Origin of the sequence: Martinezella dioscoreae, assembly GCF_009176305.1 — a bacterium.
GTDB classification, from domain to species: domain Bacteria; phylum Pseudomonadota; class Alphaproteobacteria; order Rhizobiales; family Rhizobiaceae; genus Rhizobium; species Rhizobium dioscoreae.
In genome coordinates this window covers 738,501-760,221 of sequence record NZ_BLAJ01000001.1, presented here as the reverse complement: position 1 = coordinate 760,221, position 21,721 = coordinate 738,501, and the positions used below count along the sequence as shown (strand labels likewise).

The following is a 21,721-nucleotide window of genomic DNA, read 5'->3' as shown; positions in this document are numbered from 1 at the left end:
CGGTTTTTTTGATCTTCGGCGCAAAGCGACTATCTGTCGCGACTGCGTTTCTGCTCGCGATTCAGGAAATCGACGAAGGCTCTGAGTGGCGCCGGCATGTGCCGCCTGCTGGCGTAATAGAGAAACGGACCGGAAAAGACGGTGTCCCATTCTTCGAGGATCGGCACCAGCTCTCCGCGGGCAATTTGCGGCTCAAGAAATTCCTTGAATGTTCGGATGATACCCAAGCCGGCCGCGGCCGCACTGCGTTCGATATCGATCGAATTCGTCGCAACGACCATCGGCGGGGCGATGAAGATCGTCTCGCCGTTTCTTTCGAACTCCCAGGGAACGACGGATCCGCTCAGGAAGCGATGACGGATGCAGCGATGCTCCAATATATCGCGCGGATGCCTCGGCGTGCCATTTGCCGCGAGGTAGGCCGGTGCCGCAGCCGTAACATAATACTGTTGCCGCGGCCCGATCGGCACGGCGATCATGTCCTTTTCCAGCCGCTCATCATAGCGAATACCGGCATCATAGCCAGCCGCCACGACGTCGATGAAACTATCCTCGGCAACGATTTCGACCGAGATCGCCGGATATTCCCTCAGGAAACGGCTGATGATATCGGGCATGACGACCATGGCGGCAACCGTCGGCACATTCAGCCGCAACGTTCCGCCGACGCTGTCGCGAAAGCTGTTGATGTCATCGAGCGCGACGGCGATCTCGCTCATGGCCGGCGTCAGGCGCTCCATCAGCCGCTCTCCCGCCTCCGTCGGCGTGACGCTTCTCGTCGTGCGATTGAGCAGGCGCACCGCCAGCCGCTCCTCCAGCCGGCGAACCGCTTCGCTCAACGAGGAGGCGGAAACGCCGCGCCTGCGCGCTGCCTCACGAAAGCTGCGCTCGCGGGCGACGGCGGTAAAGGCGACCAGATCGGCCAGGGGCAAATCATCCATTGTACGAAATTCCAAACAACCCGTTTCGATTTACCTGGATTATCGCACAGGGATTGATGGAGTAAATATGACAATAGAAGCCATCGTGAGATGGCGCACGCCTTAGCCAAGGAGAAGCAGGATGGAAAAAACTCAACTGGGTAGGACAGGCCTGCAGGTATCGGCTCTGGGCCTCGGCTGCATGGGCATGTCCGGCATGTATGGCCCGTCCGATCGCACTGAGAGCATCGCCACCATCCACGCCGCCCTCGATGCCGGGATCAACCTGCTGGATACGGGTGATTTCTACGGCATGGGCCACAATGAGATGTTGATCGGCGAAGCCATCAAGGGATTGAAGCGGGATGATTTCCTGCTCAGCGTCAAGTTCGGCGCACTCCGCGATCCCTCCGGCGCATGGCTCGGTTACGATGCCCGGCCGGCGGCGATCCGGAATTTCGTCGCCTATTCGCTGCAAAGGCTCGGCGTCGATCACATCGATATCTACCGCCCTGCCCGTCTCGACCCGAACGTGCCAATCGAAGATCAGATCGGCGCGATATCGGATCTCATCAAGGCAGGCTACATCAGGCATATCGGCCTGTCGGAAGTCGGCGCTGACACCATCCGCCGCGCCGCTGCCATCCATCCGATTGTTGACCTGCAGATCGAATACTCGCTGATATCGCGCGGCATAGAAGACAAGATCCTGCCGACCTGCCGTGAATTAGGGATCGGCATCACCGCTTACGGCGTGCTGTCGCGCGGTCTCATCAGTGGCCACTGGCAGAAAGATAATGTCCAAAAGGGCGATTTCCGCACGATAAGTCCGCGCTTTCAGGCCGGAAACGTCGAAAAGAACCTGGAACTGGTCGAAGCTTTGCGCGGGATCGCCGAGGCGAAAGGCGCCAGCGTTGCACAGATCGCAATCGCCTGGGTCGCAGCTCAGGGCAAAGACATCGTCCCGGTCATAGGCGCCCGCCGTCGCGATCGCCTGACGGAAGCCCTGGGAGCGCTCTCGGTTGAATTGTCACAAGCCGATATGGCCGCAATCGAACGCGCGATCCCGAAAGACGCTGCAGCCGGCGGCCGTTATCCGGAAGCACAGCTGACGCATCTCGACAGCGAGAAATAATGCGCCAAAGGCTTGCCCGCTCGCCGGTATCACGGGAGCGGGCAAGCAAGATCAGACCGGATTATTCAGCGTATCGCAATCCGAGAGCTTGCCGGATTCAAAGCCCTGCTTGAACCACTTTACGCGTTGCGCCGACGTGCCGTGGTTGAAACTGTCGGGAACGACATAGCCTTGCGTGCGCTTCTGCAGTGTGTCATCGCCGATCTGCTGCGCCGCATTCAGCGCCTCTTCGAGATCGCCGGCTTGCAGGATGCCCTTCTGCTGGGTGAACTTGCCCCAGATGCCGGCGAAGCAGTCGGCCTGCAGCTCGATGCGCACCGACATCTTGTTGGCGTCCACTTCGCTCATGTTGCGGCGGGCCTGATTGAATTTCGGCAGGATTCCGAGCAGGTCCTGCACATGGTGGCCGACCTCATGTGCGATCACATAGGCCTGCGCGAAATCGCCGGACGCGCCGAACTGATCCTTCATCTGCTGAAAGAAAGCCATGTCGAGATAGACCTTCTGATCGCTCGGGCAGTAGAACGGACCGGTAGCCGCGGAAGCCTGACCGCAGGCCGAAGGGAAACTGCCGGAAAACAGCACGAGCTTCGGATCGGTATAGGTCTGACCCATTGATTTGAAGATGCCGGTCCAGGTGTCTTCCGTATCGGCAAGAACGGTCGCGACGAACTGCTTCATCTCGTCGTTGGCCGGCTGCCCGCCTCCACCGCTGTTGGAGGTGCTCTGCTGATATCCGGAGCCGCCACCTTCCAGCATGCCGCTCTGCTGCAGCAGGCCGATGACATCGACGCCCATGGCCCTCAGGATCAGGAAGATCACGATAAGCACGATAATGGTGCGGAAGCTCAAGCCACCGCCACCGATCCCTCCGCCCGGAAACCGGAAGCCGCCGCCACCTATCCCGCCGCCCATCGGCGATGAGCCGCGTTCGTCTTCGATATTGTCGGATTGCCGACGCCCCTTCCAATCCATAGTGCACCTCCTGGCGATGCCTAAAATTCAAAGTCCCTTGAGGCATTTATATATCCAGGATGTGCAACAAAGCCAGTTGGCTATCGACAGAACATCAGCTTAAACGCCGCCGCTGCCTTATTTCTTTGGACATCAGCCATAAAAGCGCGATGGCTATACCTGCCGCGACCAGAAATGGCGCTGTTTCATTTCCATCGAAGGCCACCTTGCCCATGATGCGGTCCGGTATGAAACTAAACATGCCCGCGCCGACAATACCGCCGAAGTAAAGGCTTCTGACGTTACGCTTATGTGCCGCTATATTATGTCTGCGGGCATTTTCGATCGCTCGCCAACTGGCGACGAGAACAAATATCGAGAGCAGATGGATCGGGCTGAAGCCATAGAAGACGTTGATCTGGTGAATAAAGAAGCTCGACAGCGCCGTAATCACCATCAAGGCCAGCCATATCTTGCCAAGCAGACGGTGACTCGGCGTCCCCTTCGGCCTGACGAGAAGATAGGTGCCGAGCACGGCGGCGGGAATGACCGCCGCGACATGGATTCGGATTGCGATCGGGGCACTGAGAAGCGGCTCGAGAGTCATCATCTGTATCCGGTTGAGTTTGACAAATCTTTCCGTGATACTGTTGTTCTCTCAACCCAATCTGCGCGAAAGAACGGAACATCTTCGTGGATCACACCTTTCTGCAATCCACGCTTCGCGAATTGCGGGTCATCCAGCGTTCACCGCGTTTCTGGGCGACCTTTGTCGCTATCGTCCTGATCTTTGCGTGGACCGGGCCGTACGGCACCATTTATCGCTTAACGCCGGGAGCCCGCCTCGGTTATTGGCTTGTCCTTCACGCCATGGCTTGGTTCATCGCCATCGTCTTCTCCGTGGCCGCCGAAATCCTCCTACGCAAGCATATATCGAATATGCTCCTCCGGATGATGATCGGATCTATCATTGCCGCGCTGCCGATAGGCTTCGGCATTACGCTCGTCGACCTGGCGTTTTTCCGAACGACGTTCACGGTGATCGGCAGCCTCCGTCAGTCGCTCGGCGCCATACCGCTTTGTGCTCTCTTCAGTATCTTGTCCACTCTGACCATGCATCAGCAGATGGCAATGGCAGCCGAGGGATCGGATGCCGCGGAGACGGAAACCGCGTCGGCAGCGGGCATCCGAACCTCGGCTTCTCCGCCGCCGATTCTGTCGCGCTTGAAGCCGGAAAACCGGGGCGCCTTGATAAGGCTCACCATTCGCGATCACTATACCGAGGTCGTAACAACACGTGGCCGGGAGCTCATCCTGCTGCGCTTTGGCGATGCGCTTACGGAACTCGGCAATACGGAGGGCATACGCCTCCACCGATCCCATTGGATCGCGACGGACCACGTCGACCGGCTGAAACGCGACAACGGCAAGCTTTTCGTCATCACGCGCGACGGCGTGGAAGTGCCTGTCAGCCGCTCTTATGCCGAAGCCGTCCGGCACCGTTTCGGCTGACGACGGCACCGCGGCCGACAGGCCCATTCCAACCCATAGTGCGCCTCCCGGCAATTCAGGCCCAGGAAGAGAGACGCTTTTTTTTCAAATGCTCCCACGGCTTATGAAAGCCGTAAAGCTATTCTTTACGATCACAACCGTTGGTCTTAAAAAAATCAACCGAGCGCACGTCTACGTTCTTTAAATGCGGCCGATCGGCACCTAACTCTTTCTTCGCGCCTATATTCTTTACGTTGTATCCCTTACATATGTGGACAACCGCGATACCGCGCCTGCGTGTTTGCGGCTGATCGACCTAGACCGGGTGGTATCCTTGAATATGCGGGCGCATGAACGCGCAATGCGCAGGGGGTTTTATGAAGCGATCGATGAGTGTGTCTCTGCTGCTCATGGGAACAGCGGCATTGGCGGGCTGCGGGCAAAAGCAAGACACCGTCCAGATATACAAGGACGTCGACGCGTGCATCGCGGGGGATGTCTTTTCCGCCGACGAATGCCGAACCCAATTTGCCGCAGCCGAGGAGGAGCGCCAGCGAAATGCGCCCGCCTACGAAACAGCGGCTAATTGCGAAAAGGATTACGGCGTTGGCAGATGTCAGCCGGCAACCAGCGCTCATCAGGCCGGAACGGGTCACTTTATTCCCTTGTTGGCCGGCTATCTCGTCGGCAGCGCCGCCAGATCGTTTGACGCCAAAGCACTTTACCAACCGCGTGGGAGCAGCGACTTCCGAACGGCCGCCGGACGAAGCCTTGCGAATGGCATGTTGCTTGGAAAAACAGTCTATGCGGAAAGAAAGGACGACAATACGCAATCGTCTTCCTCCAGTGGCGGCGGCGGTGGTGGCGGTGGTTCCTGGGGGAAGTCTTCCGAACGATCGACGCCCTCAGCCAGCACGGTGGAACGCGGCGGCTGGGGCTCTCGCGGCTTCCACCTTTCGAGCTGACGGGTGAACGGATGAAACGTATTATCATGAATGAGCGGCCGGATTGGAAGGCCGACGCCGAAGCCTGTGGCTTCACCATCCATTCCATGTACGGTCAACGCTATTGGGATGAGAGACACGCCTACGCGTTTACCCTCGAGGAAGTAGAGGCGAAACTCGAAGAACCCTCCGCCGAGTTGCTGGACATGTGCTATGCGGCGGTCGAACGGATCGCTTCGGACGATGAATTGATGCGCCGGCTGGCCATTCCGCCGGCCTATCATGACGCCGTACTGCGTTCCTGGCGCAATCGGGAACGTGACCTCTACGGCCGTTTCGACCTCGCCTATGATGGGAACGGTCCGGCAAAGCTTCTTGAGTTCAATGCCGACACGCCGACCAGCCTGTTCGAAAGCGCTGTTTTCCAGTGGCGATGGCTGGAAGACATGAAGCGGCGCGGCGAACTCCCCTCCTCGGCAGACCAGTTCAATTCCATTCATGAACGCCTGATCGACGCGCTGCGCCTTCTCGCTGCGCCGTCGGGTCGCATGCACTTTGCCGGTATGCTGGAATCGGAAGAAGACCTTGTGACGCTGAACTATCTTGTCGATTGCGCCGCACAGGCCGGCTGCGAGACGAAGCTGATCGCCATGCCCGATATCGGCGTCGACGACGGCCACCGGCTGATCGATCTTCAAGATGAGCCCATCGACTGCCTGTTCAAGCTCTATCCGCTCGAAGATATGGTGCGCGAGCCCTTCGGCCGCCATCTGCCCTCAACTCCCACGCGGGTCATCGAACCGCTATGGAAACTGACACTGTCCAACAAAGGATTGCTGCCGGTATTGTGGGCAATGTTTCCCGGCCATGAAAATCTATTGCCTGCCTATTTCGAGGACGATCCGCGTATCGGCAATCTCGGCGATCGTTATGTCCGTAAACCGTTGCTTTCGCGCGAAGGCGCGAATGTGACGCTCGTCAATCACGAAGCCGGCGTTGGTACATATCACGTCGAGGGACCCTATGGTGAAGAAGGATATATCAGACAGGCATTACACCTTCTTCCCCGCTTTGGCGATGATTGGACCGTCATCGGATCCTGGATCGTTGCCGGTCAGCCGGCGGGTATCGGCATCCGCGAGGACGATACTCCCGTCACGCGCGACACCTCACGCTTCGTACCCCATTATATCGAGAGCTAGTTGATCGATAGCATCAGTATGGGTTGCCCTTACCCGGCGTTTGGCCGCTCCATGACGATCTCGGCAGAATTCATGTCGATTCCGCCATTTATGGGGTTCCGTTTGCAAATACATTTGCCTATAAGCCGCTTCTAGCCTGAAAATATTGCCCATAGCGCCCCCGGCCGGTGACCTCCCACCCTGGCCGGTTTTTGGCGCAACGAAAAAAACGGATGTGAGCCCATGCCGAAGCGCCAAGATATCAAATCGATCCTCATTATCGGTGCAGGACCGATTGTTATCGGACAGGCTTGCGAATTCGACTATTCGGGCACGCAGGCCTGCAAGGCACTCCGGGAGGAGGGCTACCGCGTCATCCTCGTCAACTCCAACCCGGCAACGATCATGACCGATCCGGGTCTGGCGGATGCGACCTATGTCGAACCCATCACGCCCGAGGTCGTCGCCAAGATCATTGCCAAGGAGCGTCCGGACGCGCTGTTGCCGACCATGGGCGGCCAGACTGCACTCAATACCGCGCTTTCGCTGAAGCGCATGGGCGTACTCGACCGCTACAATGTCGAGATGATCGGCGCCAAGCCAGCCGCCATCGACATGGCCGAAGACCGCGCTCTCTTCCGCGAAGCCATGGCCCGCATCGGCCTCGAAACGCCGCGTTCCATGTTGGCAAATGCCACCGATATCAAGGACGCCGACCGCAAGACGCATGAGGCCGAGCGGAGCAAGCTGAAGGCATCTCTTTCTGGTCCTGAGCTCGACAAGGCGCTCGACGAACTGGAAAACCAGTGGAACCTCGGCGAAAGCGATCGCAAGCAGCGCTATATGAGCCACGCAATGGCAATTGCCGCGCAGGCGCTCGATCATGTCGGCTTGCCCGCCATTATCCGTCCGTCCTTCACACTCGGCGGCACCGGCGGCGGTATTGCATACAACCGCTCGGAATTCTTCGAGATCGTCGGCGGTGGCCTCGACGCCTCGCCGACTACGGAGGTGCTGATCGAAGAATCGGTCCTCGGCTGGAAAGAGTATGAGATGGAAGTCGTCCGCGACAAGGCGGACAACTGCATCATCATCTGCTCGATCGAAAACATCGACCCGATGGGCGTTCACACCGGCGACTCGATCACGGTCGCTCCCGCGCTGACGCTGACGGACAAAGAATACCAGATCATGCGCAACGCCTCGATCGCGGTTCTGCGCGAGATCGGCGTCGAAACCGGCGGCTCGAACGTACAGTTCGCGGTCAATCCGAAGGACGGTCGCCTCGTCGTCATCGAAATGAATCCGCGCGTGTCGCGCTCCTCTGCGCTTGCCTCGAAGGCAACCGGCTTCCCGATCGCCAAGGTCGCCGCCAAGCTCGCTGTCGGCTACACGCTGGACGAACTCGAAAACGATATCACCGGCGGTGCAACCCCGGCATCCTTCGAGCCGTCGATCGACTACGTTGTCACCAAGATCCCGCGCTTCGCCTTTGAAAAATTCCCCGGCGCCTCCCCGGTTCTGACCACGGCGATGAAGTCGGTCGGCGAAGTCATGGCAATCGGCCGTACCTTCGCGGAATCGCTGCAGAAGGCGCTACGCGGCCTCGAAACCGGCCTGACCGGTCTGGACGAGATCGAGATCCCCGGCATCGAGGAAGGCGAAGGCAGCCAGAACGCCATTCGCGCCGCCATCGGCACGCCGACGCCGGACCGTCTGCGTATGGTCGCCCAGGCGCTGCGCCAGGGCATGAGCATCGAAGAGGTGCATGAAGGTTGCAAGATCGACCCATGGTTCCTCGAGCAGCTGAAGAACATCGTCGATATGGAAGAGCGCATCCGCGAGCACGGCCTGCCGCAGGATGCCGCCAATCTGCGCATGCTGAAGGCCATGGGCTTCTCCGACGCACGTCTTGCGACGCTGACCGGCAAGCGCCCGAAGGAAGTAGCCGAACTCCGCAATTCGCTGAACGTCCGCCCGGTCTTCAAGCGCATCGATACCTGCGCCGCCGAATTCGCCTCACCGACGGCCTATATGTACTCGACCTATGAGACGCCCTTCGTCGGCGCCGCTCGTTCCGAAGCGCAGGTTTCCGACCGCAAGAAGGTCGTCATCCTCGGCGGCGGCCCGAACCGTATCGGACAGGGTATCGAGTTCGATTATTGCTGCTGCCATGCCGCCTTCGCGCTGAAGGATGCCGGCTATGAAGCGATCATGATCAACTGCAACCCGGAAACGGTTTCGACCGATTACGATACGTCGGACCGTCTCTATTTCGAGCCGCTGACCGCGGAAGATGTTATCGAAATCTTGCGCGCGGAGCAGGAAAAGGGCGAAGTCGTCGGCGTCATCGTCCAGTTCGGCGGCCAGACCCCGCTGAAGCTCGCCGAAGCCCTGGAAAAGAATGGTATCCCGATCCTCGGCACCGCTCCTGACGCGATCGACCTTGCCGAAGACCGCGACCGCTTCCAAAAGCTCCTGATGAAGCTCGATCTCAACCAGCCGAACAACGGCATTGCCTACTCCGTCGAGCAGGCACGCCTCATTGCCTCCGAAATCGGCTTCCCGCTGGTCGTGCGCCCGTCCTACGTTCTCGGCGGCCGCGCTATGCAGATCATCCATTCGGAAGGCCAGCTACAGGGTTACCTGCTCGATACCGTTCCGGAACTGGTGCCGGAAGACATCAAGCAGCGCTACCCAAATGACAAGACCGGCCAGATCAACACGCTGCTCGGCAAGAACCCGCTGCTCTTCGACAGCTATCTGACCAACGCCATCGAAGTCGACGTCGACTGCCTCTCCGACGGTACCGACGTCTATGTCGCCGGCATCATGGAACATATCGAAGAGGCCGGCATCCATTCGGGCGACTCCGCCTGCTCGCTGCCCCCTCGCACGCTCTCCGCAGCCATGATCGACGAACTCGAGCGCCAGGCGAAAGCAATGGCCAAGGCTCTCAATGTCGGCGGCTTGATGAACGTTCAGTTCGCCATCAAGGACGACACGGTCTACGTGCTCGAAGTCAACCCGCGCGCCTCGCGCACGGTGCCCTTCGTCGCCAAGACCATCGGCGCGCCGATCGCCAAGATCGCCGCGCGCGTCATGGCCGGCGAGAAGCTGGATGCGACCTTTGCCGCCTATGGCGAAAAGCCCGATCCGCGCAAGCTGAAGCATATCGCCGTCAAGGAAGCCGTCTTCCCCTTCGCGCGTTTCCCCGGCGTCGACACTCTCCTCGGGCCGGAAATGCGCTCGACCGGCGAAGTCATCGGCCTCGATACGGATTTCGCGCTCGCCTTCGCCAAGTCCCAGCTCGGCGCCGGCGTGGAACTGCCGCGTGACGGAACGGTTTTCGTCTCGGTTCGCGACGACGACAAACCGCGCGTGCTGCCGGCCATCCGCATGCTGGCCGAACAGGGCTTCAAGGTGCTCGCAACCGGCGGAACGCAGCGTTTCCTTGCTGAAAACGGCATCGAAGCGACCAAGATCAACAAGGTCCTTGAGGGACGGCCGCATATCGAGGACGCGATCCGCAACCGCCAGGTCCAGCTTGTCATCAATACGACCGACAGCAACAAGGCGATCTCGGATTCGAAGTCGCTGCGCCGGGCGACGCTGATGCAGAAGGTGCCCTACTACACGACCATGGCCGGCGCCGAAGCAGCCGCCATGGCAATCAAGGCGCTGAAGGCCGGAAACCTCGAGGTACAGCCGCTGCAGAGCTATTTCTGACGCAGCTAATTCGACCGTGGGGAGCGTGAGCAAGATAGCCGGCTCACGTTCGTTGCGGCCCCGACAGCCGATCGAATGGTGAGGGAGCTTCAACAGGAGCTTTTCCTTAAACCTTCGAATTTTCTGGCATTCGTCTGTCGCAATCTGCTATAGATGACAGAATAACGGCTCTGGATGGTTCCGAAGTACCCCTTCGGGACCTGTTTTCTTTTGTGTCTGCAGCAGAGCAACACAGGGAGTGAAGGACAAGAAAAATGGTTGAAAAGGTACCGATGACACAGAACGGGTTCGTCAAGCTGCAGGAAGAGCTGCGCTGGCGTCAGCAGGAAGAGCGCCCGCGAATCATCGAGGCAATTGCAGAAGCGCGCGCCCACGGCGATCTCTCTGAAAATGCCGAGTACCATGCCGCCAAGGAAGCTCAAAGCCACAATGAAGGCCGCATCACAGAGCTGGAAGATCTCACGGCGCGTGCCGAAGTCATCGATCTCACCAAGATGTCCGGCTCGAAGATCAAGTTCGGCGCCAAGGTCAAGCTCGTCGACGAAGACACCGAGGAAGAAAAGATCTACCAGATCGTCGGCGATCAGGAAGCCGATGTGAAGGCCGGCCGCATCTCCATCTCCTCCCCGATCGCCCGCGCCCTGATCGGTAAGGAAGTCGGCGATTCCATCGAGGTCAATGCACCCGGTGGCGCCAAGGCTTACGAAATCCTCTCCGTCTCCTGGGGCTGATCGCCCGTGCGCGATCGCGAGACAGCGCATGCGAGCGATCTCCGTGAGATCGAAATCATAGCAACGAATTTCAAACGCCGGCTTTCCGGCGTTACGTCTACGATCGTGCAGCTCATCCCCAAGCAGGTCGAGCTCGGCTATCATATCGCCACACTCGGCCCTGGCCTGCCGGAAAACCTGCCAAGGCTCGGTTGGCTCCGCCTGCCCGGTCTCTGGATGAAGCCGCGCCGCTATCGCCTCCGCGTTTGGCATGCCCGCCGCAACAACGAAATGCTTGTGGGTTTGCTGCTGCGCTCCGTTCTGCGCATGCGCCTGAAACTTGTCTTCACCTCCGCAGCCCAGCGCCGCCACACTGGCTACACACGCTGGTTGATCCGCCGCATGGATGCCGTGATCGCCACCAGCACGCGCTCGGGCAGCTTTCTCGAAGTGCCGCACACCGTCATCCAGCACGGCGTCGACCTCAACAGCTTCCATCCGCCGGAAAAGCCTGACGACCGCATGGCCGCAACCGGCCTGCCCGGCACCTATCTGATCGGCTGCTTCGGCCGCGTCCGCCATCAGAAGGGCACGGATCTCTTCGTCAAGGCGATGATCGAGCTGTTGCCGCGCCATCCGGACTGGACCGCCGTCGTCTGCGGCCGCGTGACAGCTGAGCACCGCAGTTTTGGCGAGCAGCTGGAAAAGATGGTGGCCGATGCAGGTCTCACCGATCGTATCCGCTTCATGGGCGAAGTCGACGATATCAAACCCTGGTATCGCCGCGCCACCCTCTATGTCGCCCCTTCCCGCAACGAGGGTTTTGGCCTGACACCGTTGGAAGCCATGGCCTCCCGCACCGCTGTCGTCGCCTCTGATGCCGGCGCCTATGCCGAAATGATCGTACCGGGCGAAACAGGCGCCGTGGTGCCGGCGGGCGATGGCGAGGCCCTGACTAGAGCGATCGCCTTCTATCTTGCCAATCCAGAGGAAACCCTTCGCCAGGGCGAAAATGCCGTGCGCCATGTGCGCAGCGAGTTCGCTTTGGAAAAGGAAGCGACCGCTATCGGCGAGGTCTACAAGCGGCTGCTTGGCGCCAACAAGTGAACGGACCGATCAGCGGCTAAGATCAATATGGTTGCGCTCGATGAATTCGATCATCGAACGATCCTCCATCATGTCTTCCTCGATGCTTTTGACGATGGACAAGACCTTGTCCCGATATTTGGTCGCACTGCTGTCATAGGTCCAACCCCGCGCCAGCTTCTCCATCAGCTCCTGCCGGGATTTCGTATAGTAGTGGTTCAGCTGCAGGAACTGGTTTGAATAAAACTCAGGGGATTTGCGTGCGCGCCGAGTAAACCGCTTGCCGGCGTCATTGGCTGTCAGATCGCCATAGGCACGCGTCTGGAACTGGTGCACACTGACTTCGGTGACTTCGCATGGATCAACGATGCATTTGAAATTGCTGACATTTTCCTTCGTCGTCATCGGATCGGCGCCGCGCATCGTATAATTCAACGTCAAAGGTCCGTCCGGCGGCGTCTCATGGCCGCTGGTCGCAAACATATGCCAGGGCAGCGAGACATTCGGGAAATCGCCGACGGCCTCCAGCGCCTGCTCGACCGTCGCAGCCTCCTTCGGCAGGAGGAATTCGTCGACATCGATGAACGCCATCCAGCGGTAATCGCCACCGAAATTCAAAATGGCATGCGCGAAGGTGATGACCTGGCCGTTCAGTACTGCCGATGTGGCCGCATCGCGCATGCGCCCAGCCCAGGGAATAATCGTCAAAGCATCTTCAGAGAGCAGGCTTCGAAGAAGCAAGCAGGTCTCGTCCGTCGAGTCATTATCATAGATATAGAAGTGGCGAATGCCGACTGCCTGATGGAAGCGCACCCATTCTTCGATATAACGGGCCTCGTTCTTCACGCAGGCGGCAATGGCAATGCCGTGGCGCCCTGCCCTCGGCTCAGGCGGTTCGATGCACAGCTTCTTGGCGTCGGACGCCTTGGGTTTCAGCCAGCGCATAAGCTTCATTCCATCGACCCTAATTTCACAGCAGCCTCGCCAACGCCGGCGAACATCACGCCCGCGGCTTCAATGCAAACCTGTCGTCGTAACCAAAATCATATTTGAGCAATGCCGAAATGCGGGAGTAGTTGACGAAAGAGACGCCGCGCTCGGCTGCGATCTGCCGCGCAAGCACCAGATGCTCGATGATGCGACTCTCTGCCCGCGCAATGCCGGAGAACGCCATGTCGCTGGGAGTCTCATAAAAGCGCGGCTCGCCGGCATTGGATATATCGATCCCCAGAAAGCCGACCTGCTGCTTTGCACAGTAAAGGGCAAATTGGAGGGCCGATACCGCGACGGATCCCCCCAGAAACACCCCGCGGTCCGGTGAGAGCGAAAAACCCGCCGACCCCTCGGTATTCAATCGCACATATTGCAGTTTCTTGAGGTCGTCGACCGAACGGCGGCGCGCACCATAGGGCTTGCGGATATCGTCGATCAAGATGATGGTCTTGTCCGCCAGCCAGCTTTTGTCGATTTCGCACAGCGCACGCAGCACCGCCACGGAAAACAGGCAAAGAGAACCGGGAGCCACCTTCTCGCGGAGCATGTCGAGATGTCGCCAGACAAAACGCTCATCCTCGACGGCAATTGCTAAAGGCTCGCCGATCCGGTCGCCAGACAAGCCGATGGCACCGTTCAAAAGAATGGCACTGCGGAATTCCAGACCACTCAGATCGCAATCGCGAATTGATGGACCCGAGCCGACGATGTAGACCGCATCGCCGCAACGTTCGCGCAGACGATCCATGCCGGCAAGGCTTGCAACCTTGGCGCCGCGGTAAAGCACCTCGCTGACATTCTGGCTGCGAACGATGGTGAGCCCCGGGAACCAGTCCTGCACATGAGCCCGGGAGCCGCCTAGAAAGAGGCGCACGCCAGACTTAATCACCGACCGATGCCAGGGGCGATCCGCCATTCGCCTAGAGCTCCACCAGGCCGAGCTTTTTGACTTGCCGAATGGTCAACATGGTGCGCACGGTGTCGACATGTTCATTCGCCGTCAGAACTTCGATGACGAAATCCTGGAAACGAGTGAGATTTTCCGCAACGCAGTGCAGCAGGAAATCACTGTCGCCGGACACCATCCATGCCTGCCGAACCAGCGGCCATGCCGAGGTTGCGCTGGCAAAAGCCTTGAGGTTCGCTTCCGACTGATGCTTGAGGCCGACCATGCAAAAAGCCACGAGATCGAAGCCCAATTTCGGGCTGTTCAACATGGCGTGATAGCCTTCGATAACGCCGGCTTCTTCCAATTTGCGCACGCGGCGCAGACATGGCGGCGCCGAAATGCCGACCCTGTCTGCGAGCTCGACGTTGGTCATGCGTCCGTCCCGCTGGAGTTCCCGCAGAATCTTGATATCGATGGCATCGAGCTCAGCGCGAAGCACTTTCTTGCCTTTCTTTAATTCCCCCTCGCCAGCTTCTATATAAGGCAGGAAAATACGCAAGAAAGTTTCTCTCGCGTAGTTGATTCTTACACAAAGCAGATTTGCTCTGTGTGTAATGCAAGGCTGCCCTTGAATAAATGCATAAGGCAATCATAAATGAAGCCGCGGATCGCGAAATCGCCTGCTTTGCGCGCTTGAAGCCGCGGTTTCCCAATCGCCGAAATTGAAAGGACTGACTATGCCTGCCCGCCACACAAAGGTGCTCATCATCGGTTCCGGCCCAGCCGGCTACACCGCCGCGGTTTACGCCGCGCGCGCGATGCTGCAGCCGGTTCTGATCGCTGGTCTCGAACAGGGCGGCCAGCTGATGATCACGACCGATGTCGAGAACTATCCGGGCTTTGCCGATCCTATCCAGGGACCATGGCTGATGGAGCAGATGCTTCAGCAGGCACAGCATGTCGGCGCCGAAATCGTCAACGACCTCGTGACCGAAGTCGATACCAGCAAGCGTCCTTTCGTTGCCCATACAGATAGCGGCCAGGTCTGGACCGCCGACACGCTCATCATTGCCACCGGCGCCAAGGCGAAATGGCTGGGTATCGAGAGCGAACAGCATTTCCAGGGCTTCGGCGTCTCCGCCTGCGCCACCTGCGATGGCTTCTTCTACCGCAACAAGGACGTGATCGTGGTCGGCGGCGGTAACAGCGCCGTTGAAGAGGCGCTCTATCTCTCCAACATCGCCAAATCGGTGACCGTGGTGCATCGCCGCGATACTTTCCGTTCGGAAAAGATCCTGCAGGAGCGCCTGTTCGCCAAGGCAAACGTCAAGATCCTCTGGAATACTGAGGTTGCCGAAATCACCGGCACGCCCGCCAAGCCGCCGATGCCGCCATCGGTCACGGGCGCACGCCTGCGCGATGCGCGTACCGGCGCCATCACGGAAATGCCGATCGACGGTGTCTTCGTTGCCATCGGCCATGCGCCGGCGACCGAGCTCTTCAAGGGCAAATTGAAACTCAAGGACAATGGCTATCTCTGGACCGCTCCTGATTCGACCGCGACCAGCGTCGAAGGCATCTATGCCGCGGGTGATGTGACCGATGATACATTCCGCCAGGCGATCACGGCAGCCGGGATGGGCTGCATGGCCGCGCTTGAGGCGGAACGCTATTTGACCGGGCACATGCCCGTCGCCGTGGCTGCGGAGTGATGCAGCCGATGAGGGGAAACGGCATGCCATTGGATTGGGATAAGCTGCGTATCTTTCACGCGGCTGCCGAAGCGGGTTCATTCACGCATGCGGCCGACAAGTTGCACTTGTCTCAATCCGCCATTAGCCGGCAGGTCAGCGCTCTCGAGCAAGACGTTGGCATTAAGCTTTTCCACCGCCATGCGCGCGGCCTCATCCTGACCGAACAGGGTGAGCTGCTCTATCGCACGGCCCATGACGTTTTGCTGAAGCTCGAAACGGTCAAGATGCAATTGACCGAAACGACCGACAAGCCGAGCGGCAAGCTGCGCGTGACGACCACAGTCGGTCTCGGCCAGGGCTGGCTCACAGACAAGATCCAGGAATTCCTGCAGCTCTATCCGGACATGCAGATTCAGCTGATCCTCGACAACGAGGAGCTGGATGTGAACATGCGCCATGCGGACTGCGCCATCCGTCTGCGCCAGCCGCAGCAATCGGATCTCATCCAGCGCAAGCTCTTTACCGTGCACATGCACGTCTATGCGGCCCCCTCCTATATCAACCGCTACGGCGAGCCGCAGTCGGTGGAGGATCTAGACGAACATCGCATCATCAGCTTCGGCGAGCCGGCACCAAACTACCTGCTCGACGTCAACTGGCTGGAGATCGCCGGCCGGTCTTCCGACAACAAGCGCGTGCCGCACCTGCAGATCAACAGCCAGACGTCGATCAAGCGCGCCTGCCTGCTTGGTATCGGCATCGCGGTATTGCCTGACTATATCGTCGGCCGCGACCCCGGCCTCATTCAGCTTGCCATCAATGCCGACGTGCCGTCCTTCGACACTTATTTCTGCTATCCCGACGAGATGAAGAACGCGGCCAAGCTCAAGGTTTTTCGTGATTTTATTGTCGCGAAGGCTCGTAACTGGAACTTCTGACGAAGGTAAGTCACTGATAACGAACTCTTTTTACGGCTAGTATATCAGCCACGCATATGATGCATAGCTGATATGCACAAATGAGAGTTGAAGCCTGCCCATTTAACTACCATATCGCACATAGCTGATGCACACGGTGGCTTTTCCTCCCAGTTCCACCGCATTGGCTGTTCCCCTCTGGAGGTTTTTGACCTTCATACCTATAGGGCCCTGGTTCACTCCGGAGGCCCTTTTTTTTGCCCTTTTGCCGCCGACGTAGCAAACGCATAACTGCCATGCACAAAAAAGCATTGCGCACTGCACAAATTAGCATCATAACGCACTCAGCTGATGCACACGGTGGCTTTTCCTCCCAGTTCCACCGCATTGGCTGTTCCCCTCTGGAGGTTTTGACCTTCACACCTATAAGGGCCCTGGTTCATTCCGGTGGCCCTCTTTTTTTGCCTAATTTCTAAGCACGCACGTCGACGGCCTTGCCGAAAATAATCTTCAGCGTCGCCCTTGATATATCGAAAATCGTCGATACATAAATCGCAATTATTCGATATTCATATGGTGAACGCCATGGACAAGAACGAGATATTGAAGGCTCTGGCCCACCCGGCCCGGCTCGAAATCCTCAATCACCTCAAAGATCCGCACACCCATTTCCCGACCCAGGAGCACCCGTTGGAGCTCGGCGTCTGCGCTAGCCAGTTCGAGCGCTGTGGCCTGTCGCAATCGACCGTCTCAGCGCATCTCGGCACGCTGCATCGCGCCGGCCTGGTGACGACGCGGCGCCTTGGCCAGTGGATTTTCTACAAGCGCAACGAGGAAACGATCGCCGAATTCCTCGCGGCCATGCAGAAGGAACTCTGAAAATGTCTGCTGCGCTCCCTGTATTTGCGCCCATGCCCCCCGTCACCGACGCAATCTTCCCCGAGAAGCTGCTGCCTTAACCACCATAGTTCTTCGGACCTGGCGATCGCCTCGTCCTGATTTCCCCGCCCCCTATAGAAAGGACGATCCATGACCAAATTATTCGAACCGACGAAGCTGGGTGATATTTCCATCGCCAACCGCATCGTCATGGCACCTCTGACGCGCAATCGCTCGCCGAATGCAGTGCCGAATGAACTGAACGTAAAATACTACGCCCAGCGCGCCACTGCCGGCCTGATCATCACCGAAGCAACGGCGATTACCCATCAGGGTCAGGGCTACGCCAACGTTCCCGGCCTCTACAGCAAGGAAGCGCTCGATGGCTGGAAGAAGGTGACGGATGCCGTGCATGCCAACGGCGGCAAGATCGTCGTGCAGATGTGGCATGTCGGTCGTATCTCCCATACGACCCTGCAGCCGAATGGTGGCAAGCCGGTCTCGTCGACCTCCAAGCGCGCTGAGAATTCGAAGACCTATCTGGTCAACAGCGACGGCACCGGCGGCTTTGCCGATGTTTCCGAACCGCGTGCGCTAGAAACCTCGGAAATCCCGGGCATCATCGAGGATTACCGCAAGGCGGCCCGCGCTGCGATCAATGCCGGCTTTGACGGTGTCGAGATTCATGGCGCCAACGGCTACCTGATCGACCAGTTCCTGCGCGGCAACGTCAACGACCGCACCGACCAGTATGGCGGCGCAATCGAGAACCGCGCGCGTTTCCTGTTCGAAGTGGTCGATGCCGTCACCAAGGAAGTCGGTGCCGGCCGCACGGCGATCCGCATCTCGCCTGTCACGCCATCCGGCGATGCCAGCGATCCGGCGCCGCAACAGCTCTTCACCTACGTCGTCGAAGGTCTGGCAAAATATGACCTCGCCTATATCCACGTCATCGAAGGCCAGACCGGCGGTAAGCGCGACTTCCTGCCCTTCGACTATGACGCTCTCCACTCGGCCTACAAGGCTGCAGGCGGCAAGGCCGGCTGGATGGTCAACAATGCCTATACCCGCGAGATGGCGATCGAAGCCGTCGACAGCGGCAAGGCCGATGTCGTTGCCTTCGGCAAGCCGTTCATCTCCAATCCGGATCTCGTCCGCCGCCTGAAGGAAAACGCACCGCTCGCCCAATGGGACCAGGCAACGCTCTACGGCGGCGGCGCGAAGGGCTACGACGACTATCCGACCCTGGACGAAGCGGCATAACATCTCTGACGGACCGGCCTCTTCCCCAGTGGCAAGGCCGGCATAAAGCTAACGATGAGCCCCGCACCAAGATGTTGCGGGGCTTTTCCACTCGCTGTTGTAACCAGTGCCCTTGGACAGAATGCCTGACCGGCGGCTCAAGCTGCCGGAAGACAGCCGATCGATGCAAGACTTGCCCTCACCGCCTCATCGATCGGCGTATGCGGTTCCTCGCCAAGAACAGCCACCAGCCTGTCGTTTCGCATCTGCAGCGGCACATCCCAGAGATAGCTCATCTCGCGCAGTTCCCGCATGAATGTCACGAAGGGAGAAGCCAGCGGTACTATCCACCAGGGAAACGATTTCACCTTCACCTTGTGTCCAACGACGCGCTGCACGGCTTCAATCATCTGTCTGCCGTCTCCATCCCAATGACCGCGCATATGATAGACGGCGAAAGCCGGCAGCTCGTCGCCCTTCTCGATCAGCCGGATCATGGTCTCGGCAACATCGGGCAGATAGGCCCATTGATGGCCGACACCGCGCTTGCCTGGATAGGTCATTGAAGTAATCGCCTTGCCCGGCGTCACCATCGCCTGCGAGAACCAGCTGTTGGCGCGCGCACCACCGAAGAAGTCTCCGGCGCGAACGATGATAACAGGCGTACCGCCCTGCTCTGCCGCCGCCCGCAGGCGCCGTTCCATCTGCACGCGGATAGCGCCTTTGCGGGTCTTCGGCCGTTGCGCGCTATCTTCCGTGACATTCGGGAAAACATCGGGACCGAAATTGTAAACCGTACCGGGCAGCACGATCCGCGCACCGACCACCTTCGCGGCGGCAATCGTATTATCGAGCATCGGCAGGACGACCTTACCCCAATTGCGATAACCGGGCGGGTTGACGGCATGCACGATGACATCGACACCCTGCGCCGCCTTCAGAACATCATCCGCCTGCATGGCATCGCCCTGGAACCAGTCGAACTCCGGCTGGCGGCGGGCCGCCTCGGCCGCATTGCGGTTCAGCGCCCGAATGCGCCAGCCGCGAAGGGTAAGCCCTTGCGCGACAGCACCGCCAATGCCGCCGGTCGCGCCGAGTATCAGGGCCGTCTTCGTGCTTTCCTTATTGTTGCTCATCGTCATCTCCATCGGTTTCGATGGGCTGACTATGCTTGGTATCGGCGATAAACGAAATTGCTGAAAAATCTGCAGATGATATATATAAATGTATGGCGTCGCTATCTGAACCAAGCTGGGATTTCTATCGCACCTTTCTTGCCGTGCTGGAGCACGGCTCGCTGTCGGCCGCTGCCCGCGAACTCGGCCTGACACAGCCGACTGTGGGGCGTCATATCCTCGCATTGGAGCAATCGGTCGGTGCAGAGCTGTTCACGCGTTCGCAACAAGGGCTGTTGCCGACCGACACCGCCCTCGTTCTGAGACCTTATGCCGAGACTTTGGCGAGCACGACCGCCGCACTGTTGCGCGCAGCCTCCGGCTCGAAGGACAAAGTCAGCGGAACAGTGCGCGTCAGCGCGAGCGAAGTCATCGGCACGGAAGTGCTGCCGCCGATCCTTGCCAAGTTGCAGGCAATCTATCCCGACCTGATCGTCGAGCTTTCAGCCTCCGATACGGTGGAAGATCTGCTGCAACGTGAGGCCGATATCGCCGTGCGCATGGTCGCGCCGGCGCAAGAAGCACTGCTCGCCCGGCATATCGGCATCATCTCTCTCGGCCTCTTCGCCCATCGCGATTATATCGAGCGGTACGGCAAGCCCGAAACCCTCGAGGAACTGCGTCGGCACAAGCTCATCGGCTTCGATCGCCAGACTGCCTATATACGCATGATGCTGAAGCGTTATCCGATGCTCGAAGGCGCTTCCTTCAGCTTTCGTTCCGATCACAGCATCGCGCTCCACAATGCGCTGCGCGCCGGCATCGGCATCGGTTTCTATCAGATCCCCTTGGCAAGCCGCGATCCGAACCTCGTGCAGATATTGTCCGAGATAAAGGTGGAGATCGACACCTGGATCGTCATGCATGAAAATCTGAAGACGTCGCCACGCTGCCGCGTGACGTTCGATGCCCTCGTTGCGGGTTTGCTTGATTACATCAAGGAAAACAACGTGGAGAATGGATTTTGACCATGGGAACAGCGGTGGAACTTGTGCCGTACGACCCATGCTGGCCAGGGGATTTCGAACGCATCCGCGAAAAGCTCGAACGATTGCTGGCGCCCTATGTCGTGACGATCGAACATATCGGCAGCACATCCATTCCCGGGATCGCCGCAAAACCGCTTATCGACATCGATATCATCTTCCGCAGCTCAGCCGATGTGCCTGCGGCGACCCAGATTCTTCTGCAGGAGAATTACGAACCGCGTGGCAATCGCTACGACGACGATGTCTGGGCCTTCATGCGGCGCGACGGCAGGCCGCCGGAGCGCGTCTATCTCTGCCCGCCGAACAACCGGACCCACGAGCGCCGGGTGATCTTTCGCGATTATCTTCGAGCGCATCCTGCAGAAGCGGCAGCCTATGCCGCGCTGAAATTGGAGCTCGCCGGAATGCATCGACATGATGGCGATCGCTACACTGCCGAGAAACGTCATTTCGTCGACGCGGTTATCGAAAAGGCAGTCGGCCAGCGGCAGATCTAGGCGCCTGGAGCGGTATCCACCGGCGGAAAATGCATCTGGCCGTCGATGACTTCCGTTTCCGGTCGGTCACCGCCATCGGCATATTCCTCATGCCATTTGCCGCTCTCGTCCTGCCAGCTGATTTCGGCTGAATCTCCCCCGATTTGCTGTTCCGCCGCCACGATCCTCGCGGCCTCCACCGCCTCGGAATGTGTTGGAAACGCTTCCGAATAAACGTCGCGGAAGCGATAAGCCCACCCACCGTCATGCGGCACGATTTCGTAAACGACCTTGACCATTCAGACCCTCCTTCTCAT

The 21,721-nt window shown here is 59.0% G+C and carries 21 protein-coding genes; 13 read left to right on the top strand and 8 right to left on the bottom strand.

Going from position 1 to position 21,721, the window contains the following annotated elements; all coding sequences use genetic code 11:
* Positions 1–29: 29 nt before the first annotated feature.
* Positions 30–941, bottom strand: coding sequence for a LysR family transcriptional regulator (locus tag GDN47_RS03695; RefSeq protein WP_113332273.1), 912 nt, complete (start codon positions 939–941; stop codon positions 30–32).
* Between the two features lie 121 nt (positions 942–1,062).
* On the opposite strand from GDN47_RS03695, the gene GDN47_RS03690 reads away from it, so the two are divergent.
* Positions 1,063–2,055 (top strand): aldo/keto reductase, encoded by a 993-nt coding sequence (locus GDN47_RS03690; protein WP_113351876.1) that lies wholly within the window; start codon positions 1,063–1,065, stop codon positions 2,053–2,055.
* Between the two features lie 51 nt (positions 2,056–2,106).
* Here the strand turns inward: GDN47_RS03690 and ypfJ are convergent, their stop codons facing one another.
* Both ypfJ and GDN47_RS03680 read right to left on the bottom strand, forming a co-directional pair.
* Positions 2,107–3,030, bottom strand: coding sequence for a KPN_02809 family neutral zinc metallopeptidase (gene ypfJ, locus GDN47_RS03685; RefSeq protein ID WP_113332271.1), 924 nt, complete (start codon positions 3,028–3,030; stop codon positions 2,107–2,109).
* Between the two features lie 94 nt (positions 3,031–3,124).
* The gene (locus GDN47_RS03680) at positions 3,125–3,616 is read right to left on the bottom strand and encodes a DUF2306 domain-containing protein (RefSeq protein ID WP_113352042.1); all 492 of its coding nucleotides are present in this window, start codon (positions 3,614–3,616) and stop codon (positions 3,125–3,127) included.
* An 86-nt stretch (positions 3,617–3,702) separates the two neighbouring features.
* Here GDN47_RS03680 and GDN47_RS03675 point away from each other — a divergent pair, with 86 nt between their 5' ends.
* The 6 genes from GDN47_RS03675 (at position 3,703) to GDN47_RS03650 (ending at position 12,171) form a co-directional block, all read left to right on the top strand.
* Positions 3,703–4,521, top strand: a complete 819-nt coding sequence (locus GDN47_RS03675) for a LytTR family DNA-binding domain-containing protein (RefSeq protein ID WP_113351875.1) — start codon at positions 3,703–3,705, stop codon at positions 4,519–4,521.
* 356 nt (positions 4,522–4,877) lie between these two features.
* On the top strand, positions 4,878–5,465 hold the full coding sequence (locus GDN47_RS03670; RefSeq protein WP_162748790.1) for a DUF1190 domain-containing protein: 588 nt from the start codon (positions 4,878–4,880) through the stop codon (positions 5,463–5,465).
* Positions 5,466–5,476: 11 nt separating this feature from the next.
* Entirely contained in the window at positions 5,477–6,646 is a 1,170-nt protein-coding gene (locus tag GDN47_RS03665) for a glutathionylspermidine synthase family protein (RefSeq protein WP_113351873.1), read from the top strand.
* Positions 6,647–6,868: 222 nt separating this feature from the next.
* A complete protein-coding gene (gene carB, locus GDN47_RS03660; RefSeq protein ID WP_113351872.1) occupies positions 6,869–10,354 on the top strand; it encodes a carbamoyl-phosphate synthase large subunit in 3,486 nt (1,161 codons plus the stop codon).
* Positions 10,355–10,608: 254 nt separating this feature from the next.
* Positions 10,609–11,085: a transcription elongation factor GreA gene (gene greA, locus GDN47_RS03655; RefSeq protein WP_069612629.1), complete on the top strand. Its 477-nt coding sequence runs from the start codon at positions 10,609–10,611 to the stop codon at positions 11,083–11,085.
* A gap of 6 nt (positions 11,086–11,091) precedes the next feature.
* A complete protein-coding gene (locus GDN47_RS03650; protein WP_113351871.1) occupies positions 11,092–12,171 on the top strand; it encodes a glycosyltransferase family 4 protein in 1,080 nt (359 codons plus the stop codon).
* 9 nt (positions 12,172–12,180) lie between these two features.
* On the opposite strand, the gene GDN47_RS03645 is transcribed toward GDN47_RS03650, so the two are convergent.
* From GDN47_RS03645 to GDN47_RS03635, 3 genes are read right to left on the bottom strand one after another with little or no spacing between them, the layout of a single operon-like run.
* The gene (locus GDN47_RS03645; RefSeq protein WP_113352041.1) at positions 12,181–13,095 is read right to left on the bottom strand and encodes a glycosyltransferase family 92 protein; all 915 of its coding nucleotides are present in this window, start codon (positions 13,093–13,095) and stop codon (positions 12,181–12,183) included.
* 55 nt (positions 13,096–13,150) lie between these two features.
* Positions 13,151–14,059, bottom strand: coding sequence for a glycosyl transferase (locus tag GDN47_RS03640; protein ID WP_113351870.1), 909 nt, complete (start codon positions 14,057–14,059; stop codon positions 13,151–13,153).
* Between the two features lie 4 nt (positions 14,060–14,063).
* Positions 14,064–14,531: an Lrp/AsnC family transcriptional regulator gene (locus tag GDN47_RS03635; protein WP_015340578.1), complete on the bottom strand. Its 468-nt coding sequence runs from the start codon at positions 14,529–14,531 to the stop codon at positions 14,064–14,066.
* A gap of 238 nt (positions 14,532–14,769) precedes the next feature.
* On the opposite strand from GDN47_RS03635, the gene trxB reads away from it, so the two are divergent.
* The 4 genes from trxB (at position 14,770) to GDN47_RS03615 (ending at position 18,785) form a co-directional block, all read left to right on the top strand.
* Positions 14,770–15,744: a thioredoxin-disulfide reductase gene (gene trxB / locus GDN47_RS03630; RefSeq protein ID WP_095435379.1), complete on the top strand. Its 975-nt coding sequence runs from the start codon at positions 14,770–14,772 to the stop codon at positions 15,742–15,744.
* Positions 15,745–15,767: 23 nt separating this feature from the next.
* Positions 15,768–16,664: a LysR family transcriptional regulator VtlR gene (locus GDN47_RS03625; RefSeq protein WP_092711607.1), complete on the top strand. Its 897-nt coding sequence runs from the start codon at positions 15,768–15,770 to the stop codon at positions 16,662–16,664.
* Between the two features lie 564 nt (positions 16,665–17,228).
* Entirely contained in the window at positions 17,229–17,522 is a 294-nt protein-coding gene (locus tag GDN47_RS03620; protein ID WP_069612851.1) for an ArsR/SmtB family transcription factor, read from the top strand.
* A gap of 150 nt (positions 17,523–17,672) precedes the next feature.
* Entirely contained in the window at positions 17,673–18,785 is a 1,113-nt protein-coding gene (locus GDN47_RS03615) for an alkene reductase (RefSeq protein WP_152092637.1), read from the top strand.
* A 137-nt stretch (positions 18,786–18,922) separates the two neighbouring features.
* On the opposite strand, the gene GDN47_RS03610 is transcribed toward GDN47_RS03615, so the two are convergent.
* On the bottom strand, positions 18,923–19,900 hold the full coding sequence (locus GDN47_RS03610) for an SDR family oxidoreductase (protein WP_233789750.1): 978 nt from the start codon (positions 19,898–19,900) through the stop codon (positions 18,923–18,925).
* Positions 19,901–19,992: 92 nt separating this feature from the next.
* On the opposite strand from GDN47_RS03610, the gene GDN47_RS03605 reads away from it, so the two are divergent.
* Together GDN47_RS03605 and GDN47_RS03600 are read left to right on the top strand one after the other, a co-directional pair.
* Positions 19,993–20,907, top strand: coding sequence for a LysR family transcriptional regulator (locus GDN47_RS03605; RefSeq protein ID WP_113351868.1), 915 nt, complete (start codon positions 19,993–19,995; stop codon positions 20,905–20,907).
* Positions 20,908–20,909: 2 nt separating this feature from the next.
* Positions 20,910–21,425, top strand: a complete 516-nt coding sequence (locus GDN47_RS03600; RefSeq protein WP_113351867.1) for a GrpB family protein — start codon at positions 20,910–20,912, stop codon at positions 21,423–21,425.
* Here GDN47_RS03600 and GDN47_RS03595 read toward each other — a convergent pair.
* Positions 21,422–21,703: a DUF2188 domain-containing protein gene (locus GDN47_RS03595; protein ID WP_092711617.1), complete on the bottom strand. Its 282-nt coding sequence runs from the start codon at positions 21,701–21,703 to the stop codon at positions 21,422–21,424. The genes GDN47_RS03600 and GDN47_RS03595 overlap by 4 nt on opposite strands.
* Between the last annotated feature and the right edge of the window lie 18 nt (positions 21,704–21,721).